This is a genomic window from Psychrobacillus syltrankelensis, from assembly GCF_055454035.1.
This window is the reverse complement of the sequence record NZ_CM144227.1, coordinates 2,833,561-2,853,027: the sequence shown is the minus strand read 5'-3', so window position 1 is coordinate 2,853,027 and position 19,467 is coordinate 2,833,561. Positions and strand designations below refer to the sequence as shown.

Genomic DNA, 19,467 nt, shown 5'->3' with positions numbered 1-19,467 from the left:
TAAGCAAGGAATTTTATTTTTACGGTGACAGACATATATGTATGGAATCATGAGGATGATAGTCGAAAATGGATTGCTTCATCATTAGCAGATTTTATAAAAGGTTGGATTACTTCCGAAATTTCGATATAAGTATAAGTTTCCGTTATTCAACTATCGTGTGCTTTACTTCAAGAAAGGTAAAGCATTTTTTCTTATACTATTTATATTCTTTAATATCAATATCCAAATAAAAAAAACTGGTTAGAATATCTAACCAGTTTTCTTACGTCACGACTGAGTTATTTGAAAACAAATGTTTGACCAGTTACATTATAGTTGGTAACTCTAAAATTCAATAACAGTAACGAAATACGGTTTTTTCGTAATATTTTAATTTACATTATAGTTGGTAACCCAATTATGGTTTTAACTTTTAAATACGCCGTAATAATATTAATTATTTCGGATAGCGAATATTTGACTAAAGTACCCGTTAGCTGAAGTTCGTTGCCGACATTTTTGCAAGATAGCACCGTTACTATTTTATTGAAAACAAGTAGGATGTTTCTTTTAACATTCCTATGCTATTGGTGTTCCATTTTTAACAGATTCATCTGGCTTTAAAAGTACCACGTCACCTTCCTCTGGTACACCTCCAATTACCAATACCTCCGATTTAAAACCTGCAATAGGTCTTGGAGGGAAATTTACTACTGCAACCACCTGATTTCCAATAAGTTGTTCTGGTGTATATCTTTGTGTAATTTGTGCCGAAGAATGTTTAATACCAATTTCTCCAAAATCAATTTCTAATTTTATTGCAGGTTTTCGTGCTTCTGGAAAGGGTTCTGCGTTAATAACAGTACCAATACGGATGTCCAATTTTAAAAAGTCCTCAATTGTTACCACAAATTTAGCCTCCAGTCATTTACAATTAGTACCATCTTAACATATCGAATCAATAATTTGAATAATCAAATAATTCAGCTCGATTTTTGAACACAGTTAATCATCGCTGTTCTACTAGTCGAGTAGAAGGGAACCTCTCTACCTTGCGGTAGATTGTGTTCCTCCCCCCTCACAGAACCGTGCTTGCGCTATTTACGCACACGGCTCCTCCTAGTCATCGTTCACAAAATATAGCTAATCTCTTTTCTTAGGTCGTATATATTCACCTTAATTCGTGTGTGAAGGTAACGGATATTTATGAAGAAAGAGATTGAATTTGTCCCAAGTAAAGGATTTTCTTTGACTTCTTCTGTTGAGCAATTTAAACAGTAAATATTGGATTTTGTATTTAAAGCGGTGAACACTTGGAGTGTTATCCGTGATGCAATAGTAGTTGTAATAACCTACAAGCGAGCGTTTAAATCTATCCATAATCATATGAATATCATTATTTCGGTTCTTCTTTATCCATTCCTTCGATTCCTTTACTCCTTCTTAAACTAAGCACCCGGTAGTGAAAAATAATTATATTTTCACCATACAAATTTAGATGATATGACCATTAACTTCAGTTGTTCCTGTACAGACACCCATTCGCAAATTGTTATAAATCGTCCAACGAAGAAAATGTTCTTTCGTTCATTTATTTTGCCTCAAAGGTCTAGGGGCTTACTCACCTACCATACCGTCATTATCATTATCGCGCATATAGGGGTATAACCAATGTTATATTTAGGTTAGGAGTCAAAAGGGTTGATAATAAAAGGACCCACACATTTTAGATATGTCTAATATGTATGGTCCTTTATTTATTTTATTATTCAACTAGCGCACCCGTTCGTATTATAAGGTTTACCACAAACCAATATGAATAATTAATGTAAATAATTATTCAGAAGACTATTGATTGATTTATTTATTTCATTTATGTTGGGATTTTCTACTTTCGTATCGTTAATGCTATATTTCCTTTTTAGTTGAATTATTCTTTCTATACTTTCATTTAATTTTTGTTCGGAAATTTCCCCATTTTGAACAGCAGCTTTTAAAGAGGAGATAATCTTTACAACATTATTATAGTCATGTCCTACTAAAATAATATCGCTTCCTGCTTTAACTGATTCTACCGCTGCTTTACCAATATCAAAATGTTCTGTTATGGCTCCCATTGTCATATCGTCCGTTATGATTACTCCTGTAAAACCTAGTTGTTTTCTAAGAAGATCCGTCATGACAGCTTTTGACATGGTCCCTGGATTCGTTTTATCTAATTGAGGCAATAAGATATGAGCCACCATCACAACATCTGCTCCTTGATTAATCGCACGTTCAAACGGGATTAACTCTAGTTCTTTAAGTTGATTTAGGCTTTTATTTACAATTGGAAGGTCCAGATGAGAATCAACTGATGTATCTCCGTGACCAGGAAAATGCTTAATTGTCGTGATGACGTTTTGAGACTGTATCCCTTTCATCGTTTGAATCCCAAGTTTACTTACGATTTCTGGATTGTTCCCAAATGATCGATCCCCGATTACTGGGTTATTTGGATTGCTGTTAATATCAAGAACAGGTGCAAAATCGAGATTTAGACCAAATTCTTTTAATTCGCGGCCTACGAGTGTTCCGACTTTATAAGAAAAATTAGGATTGTTTACTTGTCCAATCTGTTTATTTGGTGGAAAGTTTACAAGTCCACCTGGCAATCTTGTCACACGTCCACCCTCTTGGTCAACGCCTAAAAAAAGCGGAAGACTCGAACTATTTTTAGCTTTCAGCTGATTCACAAGTTGAACGGTTTGTGCAGGGGTGTCAAAATTATATTTGTAGAGAATAATTCCCCCGACATGGAGTTGGCCTATTAATTTTTTTGCATTTGCGTCCATTGTAGTCCCGGAAACCCCAGCAAGAATCATCTGACCAATTTTATCTTCTAAGCTCATTTTAGATATTACTTCTGAAATGGGTTGATTTCCTTGTTGGTTTGATTTGCCAACTTGGGCCGGTTGATTTTGTGGTTGATTTTGTGTTTTTTTAATTTCTGTATAGAGTGAGATATGGTCAACTTTAGGATTTGGCTCCTGCTCTGTTTGTACTGGTAAAACCCACAATAAATCAGTAGAAGTTGTTGCATGATACACAAGTATCATTTGGTCAACAGTTGAATCTTTATAGTAACGAATGGCATCGGGCTCTCCACCAGTTTTCTTAATTTCGTTCAAAGAAATATTTTGTAGTTCAGAATCATAAGAACGTATATCATTTACGGTCTGATCGGTATAGCCGATTGTAGAATGATGACTTTTGTATTCCTCATACCTGCCTTTAGCAGTTTCCGAAATATGGTCTGATTTTCCCCACTCTTTGTTTACTTCCTTCCATTCTGTTTTACCGGAAGCAAAGGGAATATTCGGAACCTTGCCTTCCTTCGATAAGGAAAAAGTTTCTTCTACCAATTTCTCAAGATTTGAATTCAGATCATTCTTTGAATCCACTGTATTTTTACCGGTAGGGTGAGTTTCGGTAGGTTGAGTAATAATTGGACTTTCTTTATCTTGCGTCGTCTGTTCGCTACTATTTTCTTTGATTGCATAATAATAAACGCCAATAATTAAGGCTAAAATTAAAAGTGGAATCGTAAAAATACGTAGTTTATTTCGTGATTTTCTTTGTTGTCTTTTCATATCCAATTTTCCTTTCTAACTTTTCGCCTTTAACTATTATGACCTTTTTTACATTTTTCGAATTCAGTTTCTGATGTTTATTTCTATTGCGTTAAATCGGCTCAATAAAGCCTGTAATTTACAGAGGATGAAATCATCCATTCATCCTCTATTTAAGTTGTTAATTATAATGTTTACGCTGTAAAAGAAGCTCGTTACGTGTGGTTACTTTTTCGCTTCACATTTTATTACCATTGTCTTCCCGGATCATTCGACATATTATTAACTGTCCCCTTAGGGTAAAACACGGAGTAGTGGTCCATTACCGGGTCTGGATTACTGTTTGAAGGCTTAGGAAATACTAACAAAATCTTGAAATCAGAGCTTGCAACATACCCTATAATTTCATCACCATTACTTTTTACATCATAATCTGGAGTTCCAAATTCTTTCTTCACCATAGAAAGTGATAATTCATTTAATTTCTTATCAAACGATCTCGCCTCAAAAATCCGTGATCCTTTGTTGAAACCAAATACCACATTGTATTTTGAAAATACAGCATAATTTCCTTTCGCATTAGGTACCCAATCAACCTTTTCCGCTTTTCCTAGTTTTTTCTCTACGTCTTCTATAACGGTTGTTTTAACAGGAAACTCTGAGTTGATGATTTTACCCTGCTTTGCCAATTGCATGATACTTGAAAGAAGTTTCCGCTGAGTATCCCCATTAGATGATAAAGCAGAGGTATTGTTTTTCGATGCTTCCCCTTGGTTTGTATTGTTATTTTGTTTTGCACTGTTTTGTGACGCTTGGCTTGTATTATTTTGAGATGTATTGCTTCGTATAGCTTGGCTTGTATTGTCTTGGGATGTATCGTTTTGAGTTGCTTGATTTGCATTATCTTGAGTTGCATTGCTTTGTGGTGCTTCATCTTGTAAGGTTATTTCTTCTGATGGAGTAGAACTATTTGTGCCACTATCTTCATTTGGGATATCCTCTGAGCTGCCTGGTTTAATGGTGCTTGAGCAGCCTACCATAATTGTAAGAGATACAGCTAAAACTGCACATATTGCCGAACTTTTTTTAAATTGTGTAATCATGACGATTCTCCTTTTACTGTATTTATTTGCATATCCTAATGTACCAGTAGTATTCCTTTTTTCTGAGAATAATCTAAGCATATTGATTATTGTCTCACCGTATTTTTTGACTTCTTCTGTCTTTAAAGTACTGATGACAGACGCATCACAAGCCACTTCACAGTCTTGTTTTACCTGATTAAGTGAATACCAGATTAAGGGGTTGAACCAATAGATTGCTTTAACAATCATAAGTAAGGTGTTTACCACTAAATCCTTGTTTTTAATATGAGTTAATTCATGGCTTAATACAAACCTAAACTCTTCCGAAGTTAATTTGTTTATAAGCTCGTCTGGAATAATAATTTTAGGACGGATCATCCCATAAACTGCTGGCGATTTCGAATAATTACTATAAATAATTTTTATCTTTGAATTAATTTTAAGCTTTGATTTTTCTGCTTCTAAAATTTCAATTAAGTCTTTTCTTTCACAGAATGAACATTTTTTTAATTTAGCCATCATCAAGATATTTACGCTTAAAATATAGAGTAAAAGTGATGAAACCCCTATTATCCACAGCACCGCTGCAGTATCAAAACTAAAAATAGCGCCTATAATACCCGGATCAGCTAATGCGTTACTATCTTCTATAGAAGGTGGATTTTCGGTTGTGATAGTATTGTTTGATTTTATGTTAGGAACATATTGTTCTGCTATAAAATGAGGATCAAGTTCCTTTTGTTCAATGGGAATAAAATTCATAAAGCTTATATGATTTTGAATGTCTATTGGCACTATTAGCCTAAGTACAAGCAAAATCCAAATATAATAATGAAGCTTTGCACTAAGTCTTTGTCTAAAAATAGCCTTAATAATAAGTATCCCTAATGCTAAAATACTACCCATAAGCGAAAGTAATAAGACTTCTTTAAATATTGCAGATAAAACCATACATCATTACCTGCCTTTTACTTGTTATTTTTTTTATTAAGCAATCGTTCCAGTTCTTCTATTTCCTTCTCAGAAATCTTCTCTTCCTTTATAAAATTGGCGAGCATAAGGTGGATCGAACCATCGTATACCTTTTGAATAAACGATCTTGTTTCATCCAACATACAGTCTCTTTTATCTACTAAAGGATAATACTCATAAAGAGGCTTCTCCTTATTCACACCTAAAGCACCTTTTTTAACCAGTCTACTTATTAATGAATGAATTGTTTTCGGACTCCAATTCTTATTAGAACTTACTGCCTCTACTATCATCGCAGAAGTTAATGGAGCTTCTTCCCATAACACCTTCATTACTATCCACTCTGCATCCGATATTTTACAATCTACATTCTTCATCTTGTTCCTCCATCCTACAAGTGTAATACGATTACAGATTCCAGATTACACTCGTAGGATGGAGGTGTCAACGTCCTTTTTTTCCCAAATTAAATAGCCAACAATGTTTGAGCTACAAAATTAAAAATGAAAATCTAATGCAATTTATTCATTTAATGATGGAAGGAAAAATGATTAATATAGTACATTTTCAAAACAAAAAGAAGGCATGGGCTCCAATTACTTTACCTATGCCTTCCTTCTCATTTAACATTTGCAGTAACCGTTCATGAAATGTCTTTTTTTATTAAGGCAGTGCACTGTAAGTAATTCAAAGAAACCCCAGTTACTTAAAATGGAATATTTTAAATCCGTCTCAAATGCATTATGCCACCGCGCTATTATAAGGTACACCTTTATGACTTAAAGAACGTTCGATTGTATATTCACTTAATATCTCATCGATTCCAATGTTTTTAAATTCAGAGCCACGATCTGTGTGAAATATTTTCACATTTCCTAAAGGATATTTAACATACTTAAAAGCACGCTGAACTAAGGCTGCGTTTTTTTTGTTCTCCGACGCTATACTTAACAATTTCACGATTATAAATCAACAAATATAATTGGTCACATTAGTACTTATACGGTTCAAATATAATCTCAAAATAGAACAATGAAGGTACGTAATTTAGTACCTTCATTGATTACTTTAAGAATAGTAGTTATAGAGAAACAGATTCAGTAGTTTTCAAGAATTGAACGAGTTCTGCGTTGAACTCTTCTGCATGTGTGACATTGAAACCATGAGGACCACCTTTAATTACCACAAGCTGACTGTTCGGAATGCGTTCATGCGCCTTTTGCCCGCTGACTTCCAATGGAACGACGGCATCTGAATCACCGTGAATAACTAGTGTTGGTACGTTGAACTTATCTAAATCACCGCGGAAGTCTGTTTTACTAAACGCTGCGATACAGTCAAGTGTGCCCTTTGGTGAAGCAAATGCTGCAATGTCACGATTATATAATCGGAATTCTTCGCTCACTAAATCCGTTCTGTCCCCAGATGCAAAGAAATTTGTTGTAAAATTATCGAGGAATGCAATTCGATCTGCCTTTACTCCATCTTGTAATCCCTTGATTATTGCATCGTCAAATCCGCCGTCCGGATTATCCTCAGTTTTGTAAAGATACGGAGGTACTGTCCCTGCTAGTACAACTCTTGATACACGCTCTGTTCCGTAAGTACCGATGTAACGAGAAACTTCGCCTCCACCCATCGAGAAGCCAACCAATGTTACGTCACGAAGATCAAGATGTTCCAGTATTTTGTGTAGGTCTACCGCAAACGTATCATATTCATACCCATTCCATGGCTGTGAAGACCGCCCGAATCCACGACGATCATACGTAATTACTCGGTAACCATGTCTATATATGCCTCCCATGAAATTAATGCATCCTCCTGGATCTTAAAGCGTTAAAGATTCAACGTCATCACGCATTCGTTATATGACTTCCCCATTCGCCCTTCGGTTGCAACCAGCTGACGCTTCTATCCACAATTAAATCGCTCAGTGTTCCTTCGTAATTCTTGCGGTATGGTTTAATAAATTCTTCCGCAAGCCAGCTATCTCTCGTGCCTTGCCATGTTTCATAAATGATCAAGTCATCCGGCTGATCCAGATCGTCCGATACAATGGCGCTAATGAATGCCTTCTCGGATGACATCTCCTCAATAAGGGAAGATAGCTCCTTGCGGAATTCTTCTTTTTTCCCTGGTTTAGCTTTGAATCGAATATTCAGTTGAACTTGTTGATTGGACATGTTGACTCCTCCTATAAGTTTCATATTTTACAGTGATTCCGTTACGGCATTTATCATAACGCTAGATGAATAATTCGACAGTAATTTAGATTACGTCGAAAGCATACAGTCGAAAGGAAATTCATACGGGCCATGAAATCAACCCAGTTCTTTCATCGCTTTTTCGATATGAATCATGACCATTCTACGGCTGGTCACGAGAATACCTTCATTGGATAGTTCCTGTAAGGTAAGCGATACCGCTTCTCTTGTGGCACCGATCATATTGGCCAATTCTTGATGAGTCAGGGGAATATCGATTTTTCGGTATCCATTTTCTTCAATGCCGAACTTTTTAGATAGTCGGTTGAGAAAGTAAAGCACTTTACCACGTAGATCCCTAAAAACCAATTTTTCCACCAATTCATCCTGATCTCGCAGGCGTTTGCTTATTTCCGATAAAAAACGTAAAGACAATTCAGAATACTTGCCTAAAAGCGGTTCGAATTGTTCAGTCGGAATCGAAAAAACAATCGAGTCTTCCATCGTCTCCACATAAGTCCCTCTTGTGCCCAATGAAAACGTTTCAACTTCGCCAAACATGCCGCCTTCGCTTAGGATGCAGACCGTATGTTGTTTGCCGGCCGAATTGGTTTTGTATAAGCGAAGTTTACCGGCGATTACGAAAAACAAGCCATTCCTTTCATTACCGGGCGTCTGAAGAATAGAGTTTTTTGAAAGCTTATACGTATTTGATCTTGTTACCAATTGTTCAATTTCACGGATAATTTCTGCCGGAAGCGATTCAAATATCTTTATTTGTGGCAAAAATGATATTATGTTTTCCATCGCCTCATAATGTAACATTTTACCCCTCCTTTCAATGTTGCGAACGACAACCGCTCCACTCTCCGCGATAATCGTTCCTCGTGTAACATAACCTTTAGCGGAGTGTTACATTCATTATAAACCACTATAATTTCCTCTTCAGTAATCCAGATTACAAAGCTTTTTGCTTAGAATCCAAAGACGAATAAGAACCTATATCCCTACAAATACTTACGAAAACTTGATGTTAGTTTGCTTGCGCACACCGAAACGATGTTAGATCCGAGTGACAACTGTTCCTTTTTGACTTACTTAATGGTCGTATCCATTTCCACTTACAGCTACGGTACCGACATTCTCGACTCCAATATAATAAGTGCCAGGATGTACTAAATTCCATGTTATTGTTTTACTCGTAGTGTCGTAGGTACCAAATACCTCAATATCATCATTTTCACTAGTTCTCAAACTGTATAGTATGTCTGCAGCTCCAGGCACAACTGCTCCTTTTTTTTGATTTAATTTTAATTTGAGGAGGTATCATCCCTTAAGAAAATACCGTAATCAAGAAAAAGTTGCTTCGTATCATCTCCAATTTGACTTTTATTTCGTGCTATCTCAGATTCATTGAAAATGGTTTGCTTTTCTACCCGGACATAATCACCGTGGTTTGTATAAATTTTACCAACGCTGCGGAGTCTTAGAATTTCCGGACTTATGTCCGGAGTCATTTTTGATTCTTCTGGGGCACTTAATTCTGGAACTAAGCTATCAGTATCAGTATTGTTCGCTAATGAGTCTCCTGGAGCACTTAATTTTGGACTCGATGGAATATCACTACTACTAGGCTCCGCTAATAAATTTGCAGTTAGAGCTGCTCCTGAAATTAACGCTATTGACAAGGTTGTAAAAACTAGTTTATTAAACATTCTCACCTCCACCTTTTAATAATAATCATTTCCAATTTTTAGTCTTCGTATTCAAACATCACGACTGTTCCCATAGCTAGTGGGTTCACGCCCAGAGTACCACCAATAGCTCCTCTAATTCTTAGACACATGCCGGCTATTAGAGCCAGTATGTAATATATCAACTTCCTGTTTTTCCTTCTTAACGTTGATAGCATGTGTTTTAAAACAAACATGCTAGTGCCATTTTGAATTCCTAATTCCTGATCGCAACGGAGACAAAACTTACTAATCGATGTTTTTTCTCCTTCACTTTGAATGATTCGTTGCAAAAGAGTAGGATTGATCAGATTTACGAGTTCTTCATCTACTCCAGGTCTAGTATCTAAATATCTTCCGTCATGCACCCACTCGATGTTTGAAATTAAACAATCTGGCAGATTATTTCCCAAAATGATTCCCCAATTAATTCCTTGTTCAGCAAAAAATCTTATTTCTATTTCAAACAACTCTAAAGTTCTTTTAGTTAATTTATTTGCTGGTTTTATTGTTCTTACAATATCAATTAGTCCATTTGGAGTTTTTAAGGTAATCACAAAATCGGTAGTCATTACAACTGGAACCCCTTCTAAAAGTGCATGTGGTCGGATCATAAATCTGCATGGTTTTGCGGTCTTTCAGAAGATTCGCAACAATCTCCGATTTCAAAATGGAGACTTCATGCGGTGTAAAGAACTCGCCACTCTTCTTTCCAGCCCCCGCTGCGAATTGAACAATTAAATATTCATAAATATAACCAAGTGTATCGTACTCTTTGTTATCTGTTGGTACATCATTCACAAGACTAATTAGCTGACGATAATTTTTTTTGCGCCAATTAGGTCCATAAAGTATATATATCTAACAAAATTTCAATAATCTCCATTTTATCGGGTGATATCCAAAGAATTCTTAATAAAGAGTCTGGTTTTAATTCAATATCCAAAAGCTCTATAACATTATTTTCAAAAAGTAATATATTCAACTTCCCCATCCTATCCAATGTCCTTAATTATAAATCGTTGCGGATCTTCTAAATTAGTAATGTGTAATGGTTTCGATTCTTTTATTTTAACTTTCATATCAGTTTCCCATTTTTTTATTGCAAGCATATGCTTCAAAATAAACATACTCGTTCCCGAGTCAATTCCAAAGTTATCATCACAGCGTAGACAAATTTTGCTAATAGATGTTGAACAGTTATCCGCAGTAATTTGTAGAAATAAGGAGTTTCCAACCAGGTCTACAAGCTCTTCATCTACTCCTAATCTCGTATCTAAATATCTTCCCTCGTGCAACCACTCTATGTTTGAAATTAAAACCTTTGGCAAATTGTTACCTAGAATAATTCCCCAACTAACACCTTGTTCCATAAAAAATCTTCGTTCTATTTCAAATAACTCTAAGGTTCTTTTGGTAAGCTTTGAGGAGGGCTTTACAGTTCTTACTATATCAATCATGCCTTTTGGAGTTGTCACTGTAATAACAAAATCTGTGGTCATAACGACAGGTATCCCATCAACGTTGGCATGCTTGATTCCTAGTTGTTTTGAAATCTCTTGGGTCCATTTCTATAGGGAGTAAGGGGAACTGTTCTCTTATATCTACAACTCCATCCACCCATTCGAGGAAATAAAGGTACATTCTTTCATAATTAGAAAGCGTGTGATGAATTCTATTAGTTTTCCAACCTAAATGACGGGTCAGCCACCCATTTGAAGCAACTTTATTATCATGCGCCTGAATAAATGGTTTATAATCTTTACCTGTTCCTTGCCCCCTTCCATTCTTTATTTGATTTTCTTGTAATTTTTTTATCCTCTTACCTCTTGACATTTCACATCTACCTTTCTGATTATTCTAAATATAAAAATAAACAAAAAAATACCAATCAACTTAAAGCTTAAAAAAGGTGAATTAAATAAACATTAGTATCTCACTAATGTTTATTTAATTTATAACACCCTTTCCCAAAGCTTTTTGTTAATTGGTATTTCAAATATAAACTATCTGTCGTAACAATGTTGGTTTACCCGGAAAAGTAAAACAACATTCATTTAATTATTTTCCAAAAAAACAATTCTTTATACTTTAATAGTTACCAACTATATTGTATGGTTACCAACATTTTTGTTTAGTTACCAACATTAATGTTAAGTTACTAACATTAATGTTGGTGGACATGTTTGTTACTTCAAAAAAAAGATTGTTACTAGGCATCTTTGAAAATCTACTGATATAAGTATAATTATATACAATTAATTAAGCAAAAGATTGTTACTACTTGTAAATCTCTTAGCATTAGTCCAATAACTCATCAAAAAAAAGATTGTTACTAAAAATCACTTTTTAGAATTAGAGGTTTTCTAAAAGGTATATTACTTGGGGTTAAATTGAGAACTAGGAAAAATCTAATCTTACGGATTTTCTGCCATGTGTAAAACATATAAATTAGCATACCATGACAAAGCGTTTCCTTCTATATAAGCAATATAGATAGGCATATTGGAAAGGTCCGGGAAAATATGTGGATTTTGATGGTAGTGTATAATAATCTTAAAAAGAAAGGAATGTGGAGATGGATATATTAAACAAGATAATAGATGCGTTTTTCGAAGCCTTTGAAGCTAGTCCAACTGAGGTGATGGTTATTTTAATATTTGTTGGAATATTACTTTGGCTTAGCAAAGAACTACGTATTCATTTAGCAAGTGATAGAGAACAACGTAATAAAAGCCTGGAAAAATCTTTATCCGTATTAAGTAATATTCTAATTGAATGGAAAAATTTTAAAAAAAGCTCCAATGTTGAACCATTTTATAATGCCATTTATGCAGCTATTCCATTTATAGACTATAATCTTTCAAAAGATTTAATATTATTAATTGATAAAAAAAATATTTCTGATGAAGAGAAAACTAAAAAAGCAGTAGAAAAAGTAAAGAAAGAAATTCTGGAACTTTCATACAATAATAAAAATCTTTTCAAAACTTCTTTGTTGTTCGACGGTTTAGAGAAATTTTGTTTTAAGATATGGAGAGTTTTCGAACCAATAGTTCTTGCGGCTAGTATTGTGTATGTTGCTTTAATTCTTTTATTAATAGGTACACCATGGCAAAATGATTTTTGGAAAGTTGTTAAACCTGCATCTTTTATCCTTGCAGTTTTACTTTTAATTCTCACTATAGATTTAATCAGAGAAAAGAAGTTAACTAAAATTGGCTACCTGGTGATTATTACTATTATAATCTTACTTATTGCTATAGTAGCAACTCCTGAAATATATTCTATTTACTTCTTGATTGCCTTTATTTTAGCTTTTATTATTTTATTGTACGTTGGGTTTAAAAAAAGAATTTGACTAGTGACAATTGTAGGTTCACGGTCTATGACAAAATACCGGACAAAAAAGTTAAGTCTGCCTCAAAAACCGTATTCTTTACATTAAAAAAGTGTTGCTTTGTGGAGCAACACTGTTACTGATATCCTAATTGCTCAAATGATATAAGTTCATTCATTGCAATAATGACATCTTTTTCAATAGGGGCTTTTAAACCAGCCAGTCGTAATACTTTCCAGTCATTGATTTCCTCGTTGTGTTTGTTTAGTTCACCAAGTACATACTTTATCCTTCTAACCTGAAAAGTTTTCTTATCTTCAACACAACTGCTCAAAAACACCTTAGTCTTTGGAAGTTTGTTCAGATGTTTTTCAAGAAGGTCTCGTTTACCTATCTCTAATCCAATTCGTGAAATAGTCAAGCGTATAGGAGGTTCTTTATTCATAATTTTCACTGTTGCTTTTTCTATTTCAGCTTTTATAGATTGATCCCTCTCGACCCAGTTAACCCTATTATTTGTACGCTTTCTTTTTCCTTTTGGAGAGTGACCCTTCAGCCATTCTCTTTCTTTTCGATATAGAATTGAGTAAAGTGCACCATTAATACTTCTTAAATTAGTAATACTTAGACCAGGATTCTCTTCTATCAAAATTAACCATTCGTTCTTTTTATCCAAACAAGTATTGTCGATATTTCGATTCATACTAACTTTTGAAGGCAGTTTCTTTGAATATTTAATAATTGTAGAAGTATCTGCACCTAATTCTCTTGCTGCTGCTCTGAAACTATATTTTTTATTGTGGATTAAATCCAATACCTTATTTCTCCAAACTTCACCATATTCCTTTACCCTACTAATGTTATATTCATCTCTTAGCTCTATTTCTGATGCCCTTCTTGAATAATGAAATCCACACTTGCATTTAAAAGAACCAATCATCAATTTAGTTTTAGAACAAAAAGTAATACTCATTTGAGGAATTACTCTTTCTCCATAATGGTGAGCTGCTTTATTTAAACATAAGTATGGTCCTTTGCCAAAAGGATTATTATTTTCGACATTTACTCTTTTGATCGTTCCCACATTTTCACCAAGAAAGTGTATGAGTAGTATATGCCGAATTGGATGGAACACTTTTCTATGTCTCCTAGTGATTGCTTTTAGCCAACAAGAATCGTTGTCGTAATCAACATTCGATTGCAGAATACTTAATAGGTCTTTCCCATAAAATTTCTCAAATTCAGTGGCTAATGATTCTTGAAAAACCATTCCTTTTATACTAAGCAAACCTTTTCTCTTAAGCAACACCCTATAGATTTTCTGTAGTTCAAATAAATCAAAATGATAATCCTTTAAAGCCAGACTCGTACTTTCCTTAGCAATATTAAGCAAAAACTGCAAAATATTATCGTCGTGCCTGTCTATTGATTTTTGAAGTGTTATTTCTGAATCAACTAATGGTAGTTGCAAATCTTTTCTTTTTAGTCGATATAAACATGAACTTTCACTTAAAACTATTTGATGTATAGTACAAACATAAACTCCGGGAAGCTGATGAGTTAATCGCCAGTACGTCTCTCCAAGCTGTCTTGTATCTTCTTCAGCACATTTGGAACAAAATAATAGAAACTTTTTTTCCTTTATGTTACTTGCCATGATTCCCGTTATCATATGAACAGCGCCTTTTTTCCCACCTGTTATCATAGCTTCTTTAACTAAATTCTTTTTGTCCTCTGAAACAAAGTTTGTAAAATAATTATACATAGTGTGTTTATGCATCAATTGAAGAGCGCCTATTTTTAAAAATATATTAATATTATTGGATAGTTCCAATAAATCTAACGGCAAATCAGGAACTACAAAGTATTCCTTTCTCCCAAACAGTTCTTCAAGTGTATATCTTGGGCTCTTATTGAAAGAATGTGAATCGTACCTTGCAATAAAGCTGTATAATAATTCGTTAGGATATAGTTTAGGAATAAAACCAATCATTTTATTCACTTAAACAATTAACTCATTAAGTGGTGATTTGATGAAGCCATACTCTAATAAAACGTCATATGCAGATTTTTTTTCTTTCTTTCCTCTAGTAATCGTTTTTGCCAATAGGTTGGTTTCAACCTTTGTACTCCTTTTTTGAACTACTTTATTTTCCTGCTTACTTTTTAGATATGTCAATGCCTGAATCGTAATATCTGCGGTACTGTCATATTTTGCATCGTTAATAACTCTTTTCACTACATTCTCGGCTTGCTTTGCATCGATCCCTAATGTAATTAAAGAGTGAATTGCTTTTTCCAAATGTGAAGTCTCAAACTCTCTTTTGCGATTTTCCTGCTCTTCTTTTTTCCTTTGAATAGATCCTCGCAAATCTATTTTACTTTGCCTTTGTTGAAGGAACTCACTTAGATCAATTGGAGTTATGTCTTCATACTTGGCAATTTCCGATTCAAGTCCATTTCTTAAAGCTTTTAACATTGGTTGAACTAGTCTTAAATCTTCATTTCCTACCTTTATAATAGCTTCGGATGTAATATACTCATTACCCGTTTCTATTGCTCTGCTTTGAACTATCGAAAAAAGTTTAACCGCAATATCAACAATTCCTTGGCTTTCATTGTATAAAGTTCTCTTTAATTCGTCAGATAGAGGGGTAAATGATTTAGTCCACTGATAATTCCACATTTCTTCAATTAACATGTCCCAATCATCCTCGGGCTTCATTTGCTCCCAAACCATATCTCCTTGACCACTCCCCCTCCGAGCTTGCCTAAAGTCTTGTTGCAACACTGCTTTTGCCCTCATTGTTCCAATTAATACTACCGGAATACCAATATCGTTTATTAGATTCACAAAAAAATTCATCATCTTCTCTGAACCACTATCTCGTGTTGTTAGTAAATGTTGTACTTCATCAATAATAAGTGCACCTATGCAATGAATTCTTGCGACTCTTTGCATTTGTAAGACCAGCGAACTTATTGAGTTTCGTGAACTCCCAAACTTTTTAAAGTAATTTGTTCCTAAAAGTTCATCCAATTTTAAGAAAAAGTCCATACACAAGGTTTTTAATGAACCATCATGTGGACAATTTAGTTTTAACCAAACTACTTGCAATCTGTTTATGGGACTTTCGTGTAATATCACTTGCGGATAAAGAGAAAGAACAGTTTCAATCGCAGTTGTCTTTCCAATTCCTGAAAACCCCATGAGAGTAAAGCTTGAAGCAGATGTTGAATTTTTATGCCCTGTACCATTGAGAAAGCGTACCTCATTAATGTCAAGTGGATTTCTTGAGATGTACCCAGATCGTATTAATCTGGAAAAACGTCTTTCTAAATCAAGATGTTGCGATACAGGCTGGAAAAAATTCTGTAGACGAAATAGCATCTGGAATCTAAGTTCTTCAGACAACTCTCTTTCTTTTACACTGTAAAGTGGCTTCAATTGCATCTTCTCATAAGCTTCCTCAATCGATAATATCCGAGGTAATGCTTCAATTAAAGGATTATTTCTGTATTCTTCAATCTCTTGTGTCGAGTAGGCTGCTTTCTTAAATAAAATATTTTCATTTGCTCCGATCGTATGATCCATAATAATCTTCCTTATAATTTATTTTTATTTAGGATTTCTTTGATGGATTTCTTATTAAAATTAGACTCGGCAAACTCATTCTTCTTTTCTTTCTTCTCATTCTCTTGAGTAGAATTTATCTCGAATTTTTCCTTTTCTCTTAACTGCATTTTTTCATTATCCCGGTGAGTAGAAATAGAACTAACCCTTGCCTTGTTACTCAAATTATGATTTTGCAATTCATCTGCTTTTTTAACTGAAGAAGCAACTATAGACTCTATCTGGCTTATCAAATTTATCTCTTCTTTTATTTGTTTATGCTCATAACTTTTACTTTCAAATTTTTCAGACTCTAGAAGATAGGTAATATTATCATAAGACATGTTCATATACCTTTTCTCATGCTCCAATAAATTACACACTTCAAACGGATCATTTTTATTTAATAAGTATATTTTAGACATATCTCTCGGATCATAAGCAATTTTCACTTTCCAAGTTCCCTTTATTCTTGCAGTTGAGAACCAGGACTCTTTCATTGCCCTTTTCGAATTATAATGCATCTTTTTAAACCTTATGCCTCTTTCAGTGACCGTTGCAACTTCTTGAGGTAATAGATGTAATATGACCTCATCAGAGGTATGGTAGGTTAATTTGCCTGACCGGTTTTTTATTCCCCAATTCCACAATTCAATAGGAATGGGACTTATTTTATCTTCAATCATCTCTTTGTCTCGAGGATAATTTTGTAAATAATGATAATTGTTGTGATAGATGACTTCAGCTATCATTATTTTGGTAAAATCTTTAATAGTTAATTTAGCATCCAATCGATAATCTCTTACTCCTCGTTCTTGAAAATCTTTTTCGACATACCCAGGTAGAAAAGGCTTTACTCTTGCTTGAAAAACATTAAAGTATTTTTCAACTATTCCTTTCGAGTCAGGTCTGTAGGGAGCTGCATTTTCCACTTGCATATTAAATGCATTAGTCAACCTTTCAACATTATAGCCCTCGAATTCACCCCTATCAGCTAATAAAACTTGAGGGAGATATTCACTTGGCCAATCCTCTTTAGAGATTTCAATTTCATACTCTTTGCAAAAGGATTCTTTATCAGCAACTGTATTTGCAAGGGCCATCATTGCCCCCATCCATGAAGGACCCTCTAAACCTACATAAAGTCCTACAATCATTCGACTAAAAACATCCACAACGAAATAGATAATTGGCCTTCCTACAATCCAATCTGAATTATACTCTGATATTACGTATACATCTGCAACTGTAGCATCTATTTGGTATCTCGATCCAGGTCCAAAGGATTCGAACGTGGATGAACCTAAAAGTTCACGAAAATTTTGTTCATATTTAATTTTACTTATCCTTGGGATAACTTTTTGTTTCTCTGTATATTCTGTGTTTAAGAAATATCTAAGCTGGTTTAAAGTGGGTATTTCACTTTTATCTTTTAAAATGTATTTTTCAATACCATTTTCGTAATAAGAATCTTGCATGAAGAAGTTACGAATCATCATCTTATACGCATGTGGTAGGCTATTTTTCTTTTGATTAAAATAGTATTTCTGTAAAGAAACACGAAATATTTTCTTTATTTCTTCATTAACAACTACATTCGATTCTAATTCTTTAAATTTAGGTGGCCTTCCATTCTTTATTAAACCTTGTTTCGGCTTTCCTTTACCTCCAGAATTCTTATAGTCTGGAAGAAGCGAATTAGGAGATTTCCCTCGTTGCCAATAACGTCTTAAATGCCGATAAATTTTAGGCTTATTTGTATTATGCTTAACAATAATCTCTTGAACTAATTTACCTCTTTTTCTTGATATGAAGATATCTGGTTCTAAATTCACAACCTCTTTAATGATGTTCCAAGCTTCATCTCTAATCTTTAATGACCCTTGACTATCCTCTCCACTAGTTACCACTGCCAAACTATCTTTTACCTTATAAACACTCTCTTCAATAATTGCTTCTACAATTTCATTTATACTTTTCAAATATGGAAGTGCTTTATTATCATCCAAATCAATGATATATGCCCATTGGTTATTTTGATTAATCCATAAAATTCGATACCTCTCCTTAGTCTGAGAATTAACTATTACTTCATTTAAATATACTTTCATGAAAAGATATCCTCTTTATTTAATACACCTGTAAAACTTAAATTGTTCATTTGGAGTCTAAGATTAATTTCTGATAGCATATTAATTTTTATGTTTTTTCGAGCTATTAAGTGTTTAAAAAGCTTCAAACCTGAACCGTTTGCTAAATTGTATTTCTTATCAAACGTTTCTACGATCCCGATAATCGTTCCATCTTTTGATTTTAGGTCGTCACACAATCTGCTTAATAAAGTAGAATCCTCATTTGCTATGTGATATGAATCATGTATCAATTCTACATTCTTCCACAAATCAAGGGGAATATCTCTCTCTGTTACAATTCCCCAATCTACTCCTTTATCTTTCCAATATTGTCTTTCAATTTCTAACTTTTGAATTACTCGATTATCATTTAATTCCTCAAAAGGCTTGATAGTTCTTGCTGCATAAGTAATTGTATTTTCTTCTCGAATAGTAAGTAAAAAATCTGTAGTCATAAAAATAGGAGTATTCGTTTCTTTATCAGATGAATGAGAAATTCGTTTTTTATCTGCGATTTTTAAAGTTATCTCTCTTTCAAGCGGAAACTGTTCTCTAATATCTACAACATTTTCTGCCCAATCTAACAGATAACAATAGTTTCTTTCCAAATCCGAAAATAGCTGCATCATACGATTTGTCTTCCAACTCTTAAGTCTGTGTGTTCGTCCTTGAGAAGCAAAGTCTTGGTTTGTTAACCAAGGTTTATAATGTTCTAACTCACCACTTCCTCTGCCCTCTTTCAAATAATTACTTATTTTTTGTTCGGTCCATATTGTTTTTCGCTTTGCCATA

General features: G+C 34.1%; 18 protein-coding genes and 2 pseudogenes. 1 reads left to right on the top strand and 19 read right to left on the bottom strand.

Going from position 1 to position 19,467, the window contains the following annotated elements:
- Window positions 1-561 precede the first annotated feature (561 nt).
- The 15 genes and pseudogenes from csaA to ACTSKG_RS13805 form a co-directional block, all read right to left on the bottom strand.
- Window positions 562-891: a chaperone CsaA gene (gene csaA, locus ACTSKG_RS13875; protein WP_464755147.1), complete on the bottom strand. Its 330-nt coding sequence runs from the start codon at window positions 889-891 to the stop codon at window positions 562-564.
- Window positions 892-1,158: 267 nt separating this feature from the next.
- Window positions 1,159-1,362, bottom strand: coding sequence for a hypothetical protein (locus ACTSKG_RS13870; protein WP_464758037.1), 204 nt, complete (start codon window positions 1,360-1,362; stop codon window positions 1,159-1,161).
- Between the two features lie 443 nt (window positions 1,363-1,805).
- Window positions 1,806-3,614 carry a beta-N-acetylhexosaminidase gene (gene nagZ / locus ACTSKG_RS13865; protein ID WP_464755146.1) on the bottom strand — a complete coding sequence of 603 codons (1,809 nt, stop codon included), beginning with the start codon at window positions 3,612-3,614 and terminating at the stop codon, window positions 1,806-1,808.
- Between the two features lie 227 nt (window positions 3,615-3,841).
- Window positions 3,842-5,629: a M56 family metallopeptidase gene (locus ACTSKG_RS13860; RefSeq protein WP_464755145.1), complete on the bottom strand. Its 1,788-nt coding sequence runs from the start codon at window positions 5,627-5,629 to the stop codon at window positions 3,842-3,844.
- A gap of 17 nt (window positions 5,630-5,646) precedes the next feature.
- Window positions 5,647-6,027 (bottom strand): BlaI/MecI/CopY family transcriptional regulator, encoded by a 381-nt coding sequence (locus tag ACTSKG_RS13855; protein ID WP_464755144.1) that lies wholly within the window; start codon window positions 6,025-6,027, stop codon window positions 5,647-5,649.
- Window positions 6,028-6,394: 367 nt separating this feature from the next.
- Window positions 6,395-6,617, bottom strand: a pseudogene (locus ACTSKG_RS13850) (DDE-type integrase/transposase/recombinase); the annotation flags it as partial.
- Between the two features lie 114 nt (window positions 6,618-6,731).
- A pseudogene (locus ACTSKG_RS13845) lies at window positions 6,732-7,439 on the bottom strand (alpha/beta fold hydrolase); the annotation flags it as partial.
- Window positions 7,440-7,506: 67 nt separating this feature from the next.
- Window positions 7,507-7,836: a putative quinol monooxygenase gene (locus ACTSKG_RS13840; RefSeq protein ID WP_464755142.1), complete on the bottom strand. Its 330-nt coding sequence runs from the start codon at window positions 7,834-7,836 to the stop codon at window positions 7,507-7,509.
- A gap of 138 nt (window positions 7,837-7,974) precedes the next feature.
- Window positions 7,975-8,682 carry a Crp/Fnr family transcriptional regulator gene (locus tag ACTSKG_RS13835; protein WP_464755141.1) on the bottom strand — a complete coding sequence of 236 codons (708 nt, stop codon included), beginning with the start codon at window positions 8,680-8,682 and terminating at the stop codon, window positions 7,975-7,977.
- A 273-nt stretch (window positions 8,683-8,955) separates the two neighbouring features.
- Window positions 8,956-9,141: a hypothetical protein gene (locus ACTSKG_RS13830; RefSeq protein WP_464755139.1), complete on the bottom strand. Its 186-nt coding sequence runs from the start codon at window positions 9,139-9,141 to the stop codon at window positions 8,956-8,958.
- Window positions 9,142-9,167: 26 nt separating this feature from the next.
- Window positions 9,168-9,572, bottom strand: a complete 405-nt coding sequence (locus ACTSKG_RS13825; RefSeq protein ID WP_464755138.1) for a hypothetical protein — start codon at window positions 9,570-9,572, stop codon at window positions 9,168-9,170.
- Window positions 9,573-9,610: 38 nt separating this feature from the next.
- A complete protein-coding gene (locus ACTSKG_RS13820) occupies window positions 9,611-10,162 on the bottom strand; it encodes a TnsA endonuclease C-terminal domain-containing protein (RefSeq protein WP_464755137.1) in 552 nt (183 codons plus the stop codon).
- Window positions 10,113-10,391, bottom strand: coding sequence for an N-6 DNA methylase (locus ACTSKG_RS13815; protein WP_464755136.1), 279 nt, complete (start codon window positions 10,389-10,391; stop codon window positions 10,113-10,115). Before ACTSKG_RS13815 ends, ACTSKG_RS13820 begins: the two co-directional genes overlap by 50 nt.
- A gap of 194 nt (window positions 10,392-10,585) precedes the next feature.
- Window positions 10,586-11,104 (bottom strand): TnsA endonuclease C-terminal domain-containing protein, encoded by a 519-nt coding sequence (locus ACTSKG_RS13810; RefSeq protein WP_464758036.1) that lies wholly within the window; start codon window positions 11,102-11,104, stop codon window positions 10,586-10,588.
- 4 nt (window positions 11,105-11,108) lie between these two features.
- Entirely contained in the window at window positions 11,109-11,426 is a 318-nt protein-coding gene (locus ACTSKG_RS13805) for a hypothetical protein (protein ID WP_464755135.1), read from the bottom strand.
- A 742-nt stretch (window positions 11,427-12,168) separates the two neighbouring features.
- Here ACTSKG_RS13805 and ACTSKG_RS13800 point away from each other — a divergent pair.
- Window positions 12,169-12,951, top strand: coding sequence for a hypothetical protein (locus ACTSKG_RS13800; protein ID WP_464755134.1), 783 nt, complete (start codon window positions 12,169-12,171; stop codon window positions 12,949-12,951).
- 115 nt (window positions 12,952-13,066) lie between these two features.
- On the opposite strand, the gene ACTSKG_RS13795 is transcribed toward ACTSKG_RS13800, so the two are convergent.
- Genes ACTSKG_RS13795 through ACTSKG_RS13780 form a run of 4 tightly spaced genes read right to left on the bottom strand, consistent with a single transcriptional unit; the run spans window position 13,067 to window position 19,466 of the window.
- Window positions 13,067-14,923: a TnsD family transposase gene (locus ACTSKG_RS13795; RefSeq protein ID WP_464758035.1), complete on the bottom strand. Its 1,857-nt coding sequence runs from the start codon at window positions 14,921-14,923 to the stop codon at window positions 13,067-13,069.
- A 9-nt stretch (window positions 14,924-14,932) separates the two neighbouring features.
- Complete coding sequence (locus tag ACTSKG_RS13790) at window positions 14,933-16,525, bottom strand: ATP-binding protein (protein ID WP_464755133.1); 1,593 nt, start codon at window positions 16,523-16,525, stop codon at window positions 14,933-14,935.
- 11 nt (window positions 16,526-16,536) lie between these two features.
- Window positions 16,537-18,654 (bottom strand): transposase, encoded by a 2,118-nt coding sequence (locus ACTSKG_RS13785; protein ID WP_464755132.1) that lies wholly within the window; start codon window positions 18,652-18,654, stop codon window positions 16,537-16,539.
- Window positions 18,651-19,466 carry a TnsA endonuclease N-terminal domain-containing protein gene (locus ACTSKG_RS13780; protein ID WP_464755131.1) on the bottom strand — a complete coding sequence of 272 codons (816 nt, stop codon included), beginning with the start codon at window positions 19,464-19,466 and terminating at the stop codon, window positions 18,651-18,653. Before ACTSKG_RS13780 ends, ACTSKG_RS13785 begins: the two co-directional genes overlap by 4 nt.
- Between the last annotated feature and the right edge of the window lies 1 nt (window position 19,467).

Excerpts from the sequence above, each read along its gene's own strand:
- ACTSKG_RS13795 (WP_464758035.1), bottom strand. The coding sequence starts at position 14,923 with ATGATTGGTTTTATTCCTAAACTATATCCTAACGAATTATTATACAGC.
- ACTSKG_RS13855 (WP_464755144.1), bottom strand. The coding sequence starts at position 6,027 with ATGAAGAATGTAGATTGTAAAATATCGGATGCAGAGTGGATAGTAATG.
- ACTSKG_RS13780 (WP_464755131.1), bottom strand. The coding sequence starts at position 19,466 with ATGGCAAAGCGAAAAACAATATGGACCGAACAAAAAATAAGTAATTAT.
- ACTSKG_RS13840 (WP_464755142.1), bottom strand. The coding sequence starts at position 7,836 with ATGTCCAATCAACAAGTTCAACTGAATATTCGATTCAAAGCTAAACCA.
- ACTSKG_RS13805 (WP_464755135.1), bottom strand. The coding sequence starts at position 11,426 with ATGTCAAGAGGTAAGAGGATAAAAAAATTACAAGAAAATCAAATAAAG.
- ACTSKG_RS13860 (WP_464755145.1), bottom strand. The coding sequence starts at position 5,629 with ATGGTTTTATCTGCAATATTTAAAGAAGTCTTATTACTTTCGCTTATG.
- ACTSKG_RS13825 (WP_464755138.1), bottom strand. The coding sequence starts at position 9,572 with ATGTTTAATAAACTAGTTTTTACAACCTTGTCAATAGCGTTAATTTCA.
- ACTSKG_RS13820 (WP_464755137.1), bottom strand. The coding sequence starts at position 10,162 with ATGACTACCGATTTTGTGATTACCTTAAAAACTCCAAATGGACTAATT.
- nagZ (WP_464755146.1), bottom strand. The coding sequence starts at position 3,614 with ATGAAAAGACAACAAAGAAAATCACGAAATAAACTACGTATTTTTACG.
- ACTSKG_RS13800 (WP_464755134.1), top strand. The coding sequence starts at position 12,169 with ATGGATATATTAAACAAGATAATAGATGCGTTTTTCGAAGCCTTTGAA.
- ACTSKG_RS13785 (WP_464755132.1), bottom strand. The coding sequence starts at position 18,654 with ATGAAAGTATATTTAAATGAAGTAATAGTTAATTCTCAGACTAAGGAG.
- ACTSKG_RS13790 (WP_464755133.1), bottom strand. The coding sequence starts at position 16,525 with ATGGATCATACGATCGGAGCAAATGAAAATATTTTATTTAAGAAAGCA.
- ACTSKG_RS13870 (WP_464758037.1), bottom strand. The coding sequence starts at position 1,362 with ATGGATAGATTTAAACGCTCGCTTGTAGGTTATTACAACTACTATTGC.
- ACTSKG_RS13835 (WP_464755141.1), bottom strand. The coding sequence starts at position 8,682 with ATGTTACATTATGAGGCGATGGAAAACATAATATCATTTTTGCCACAA.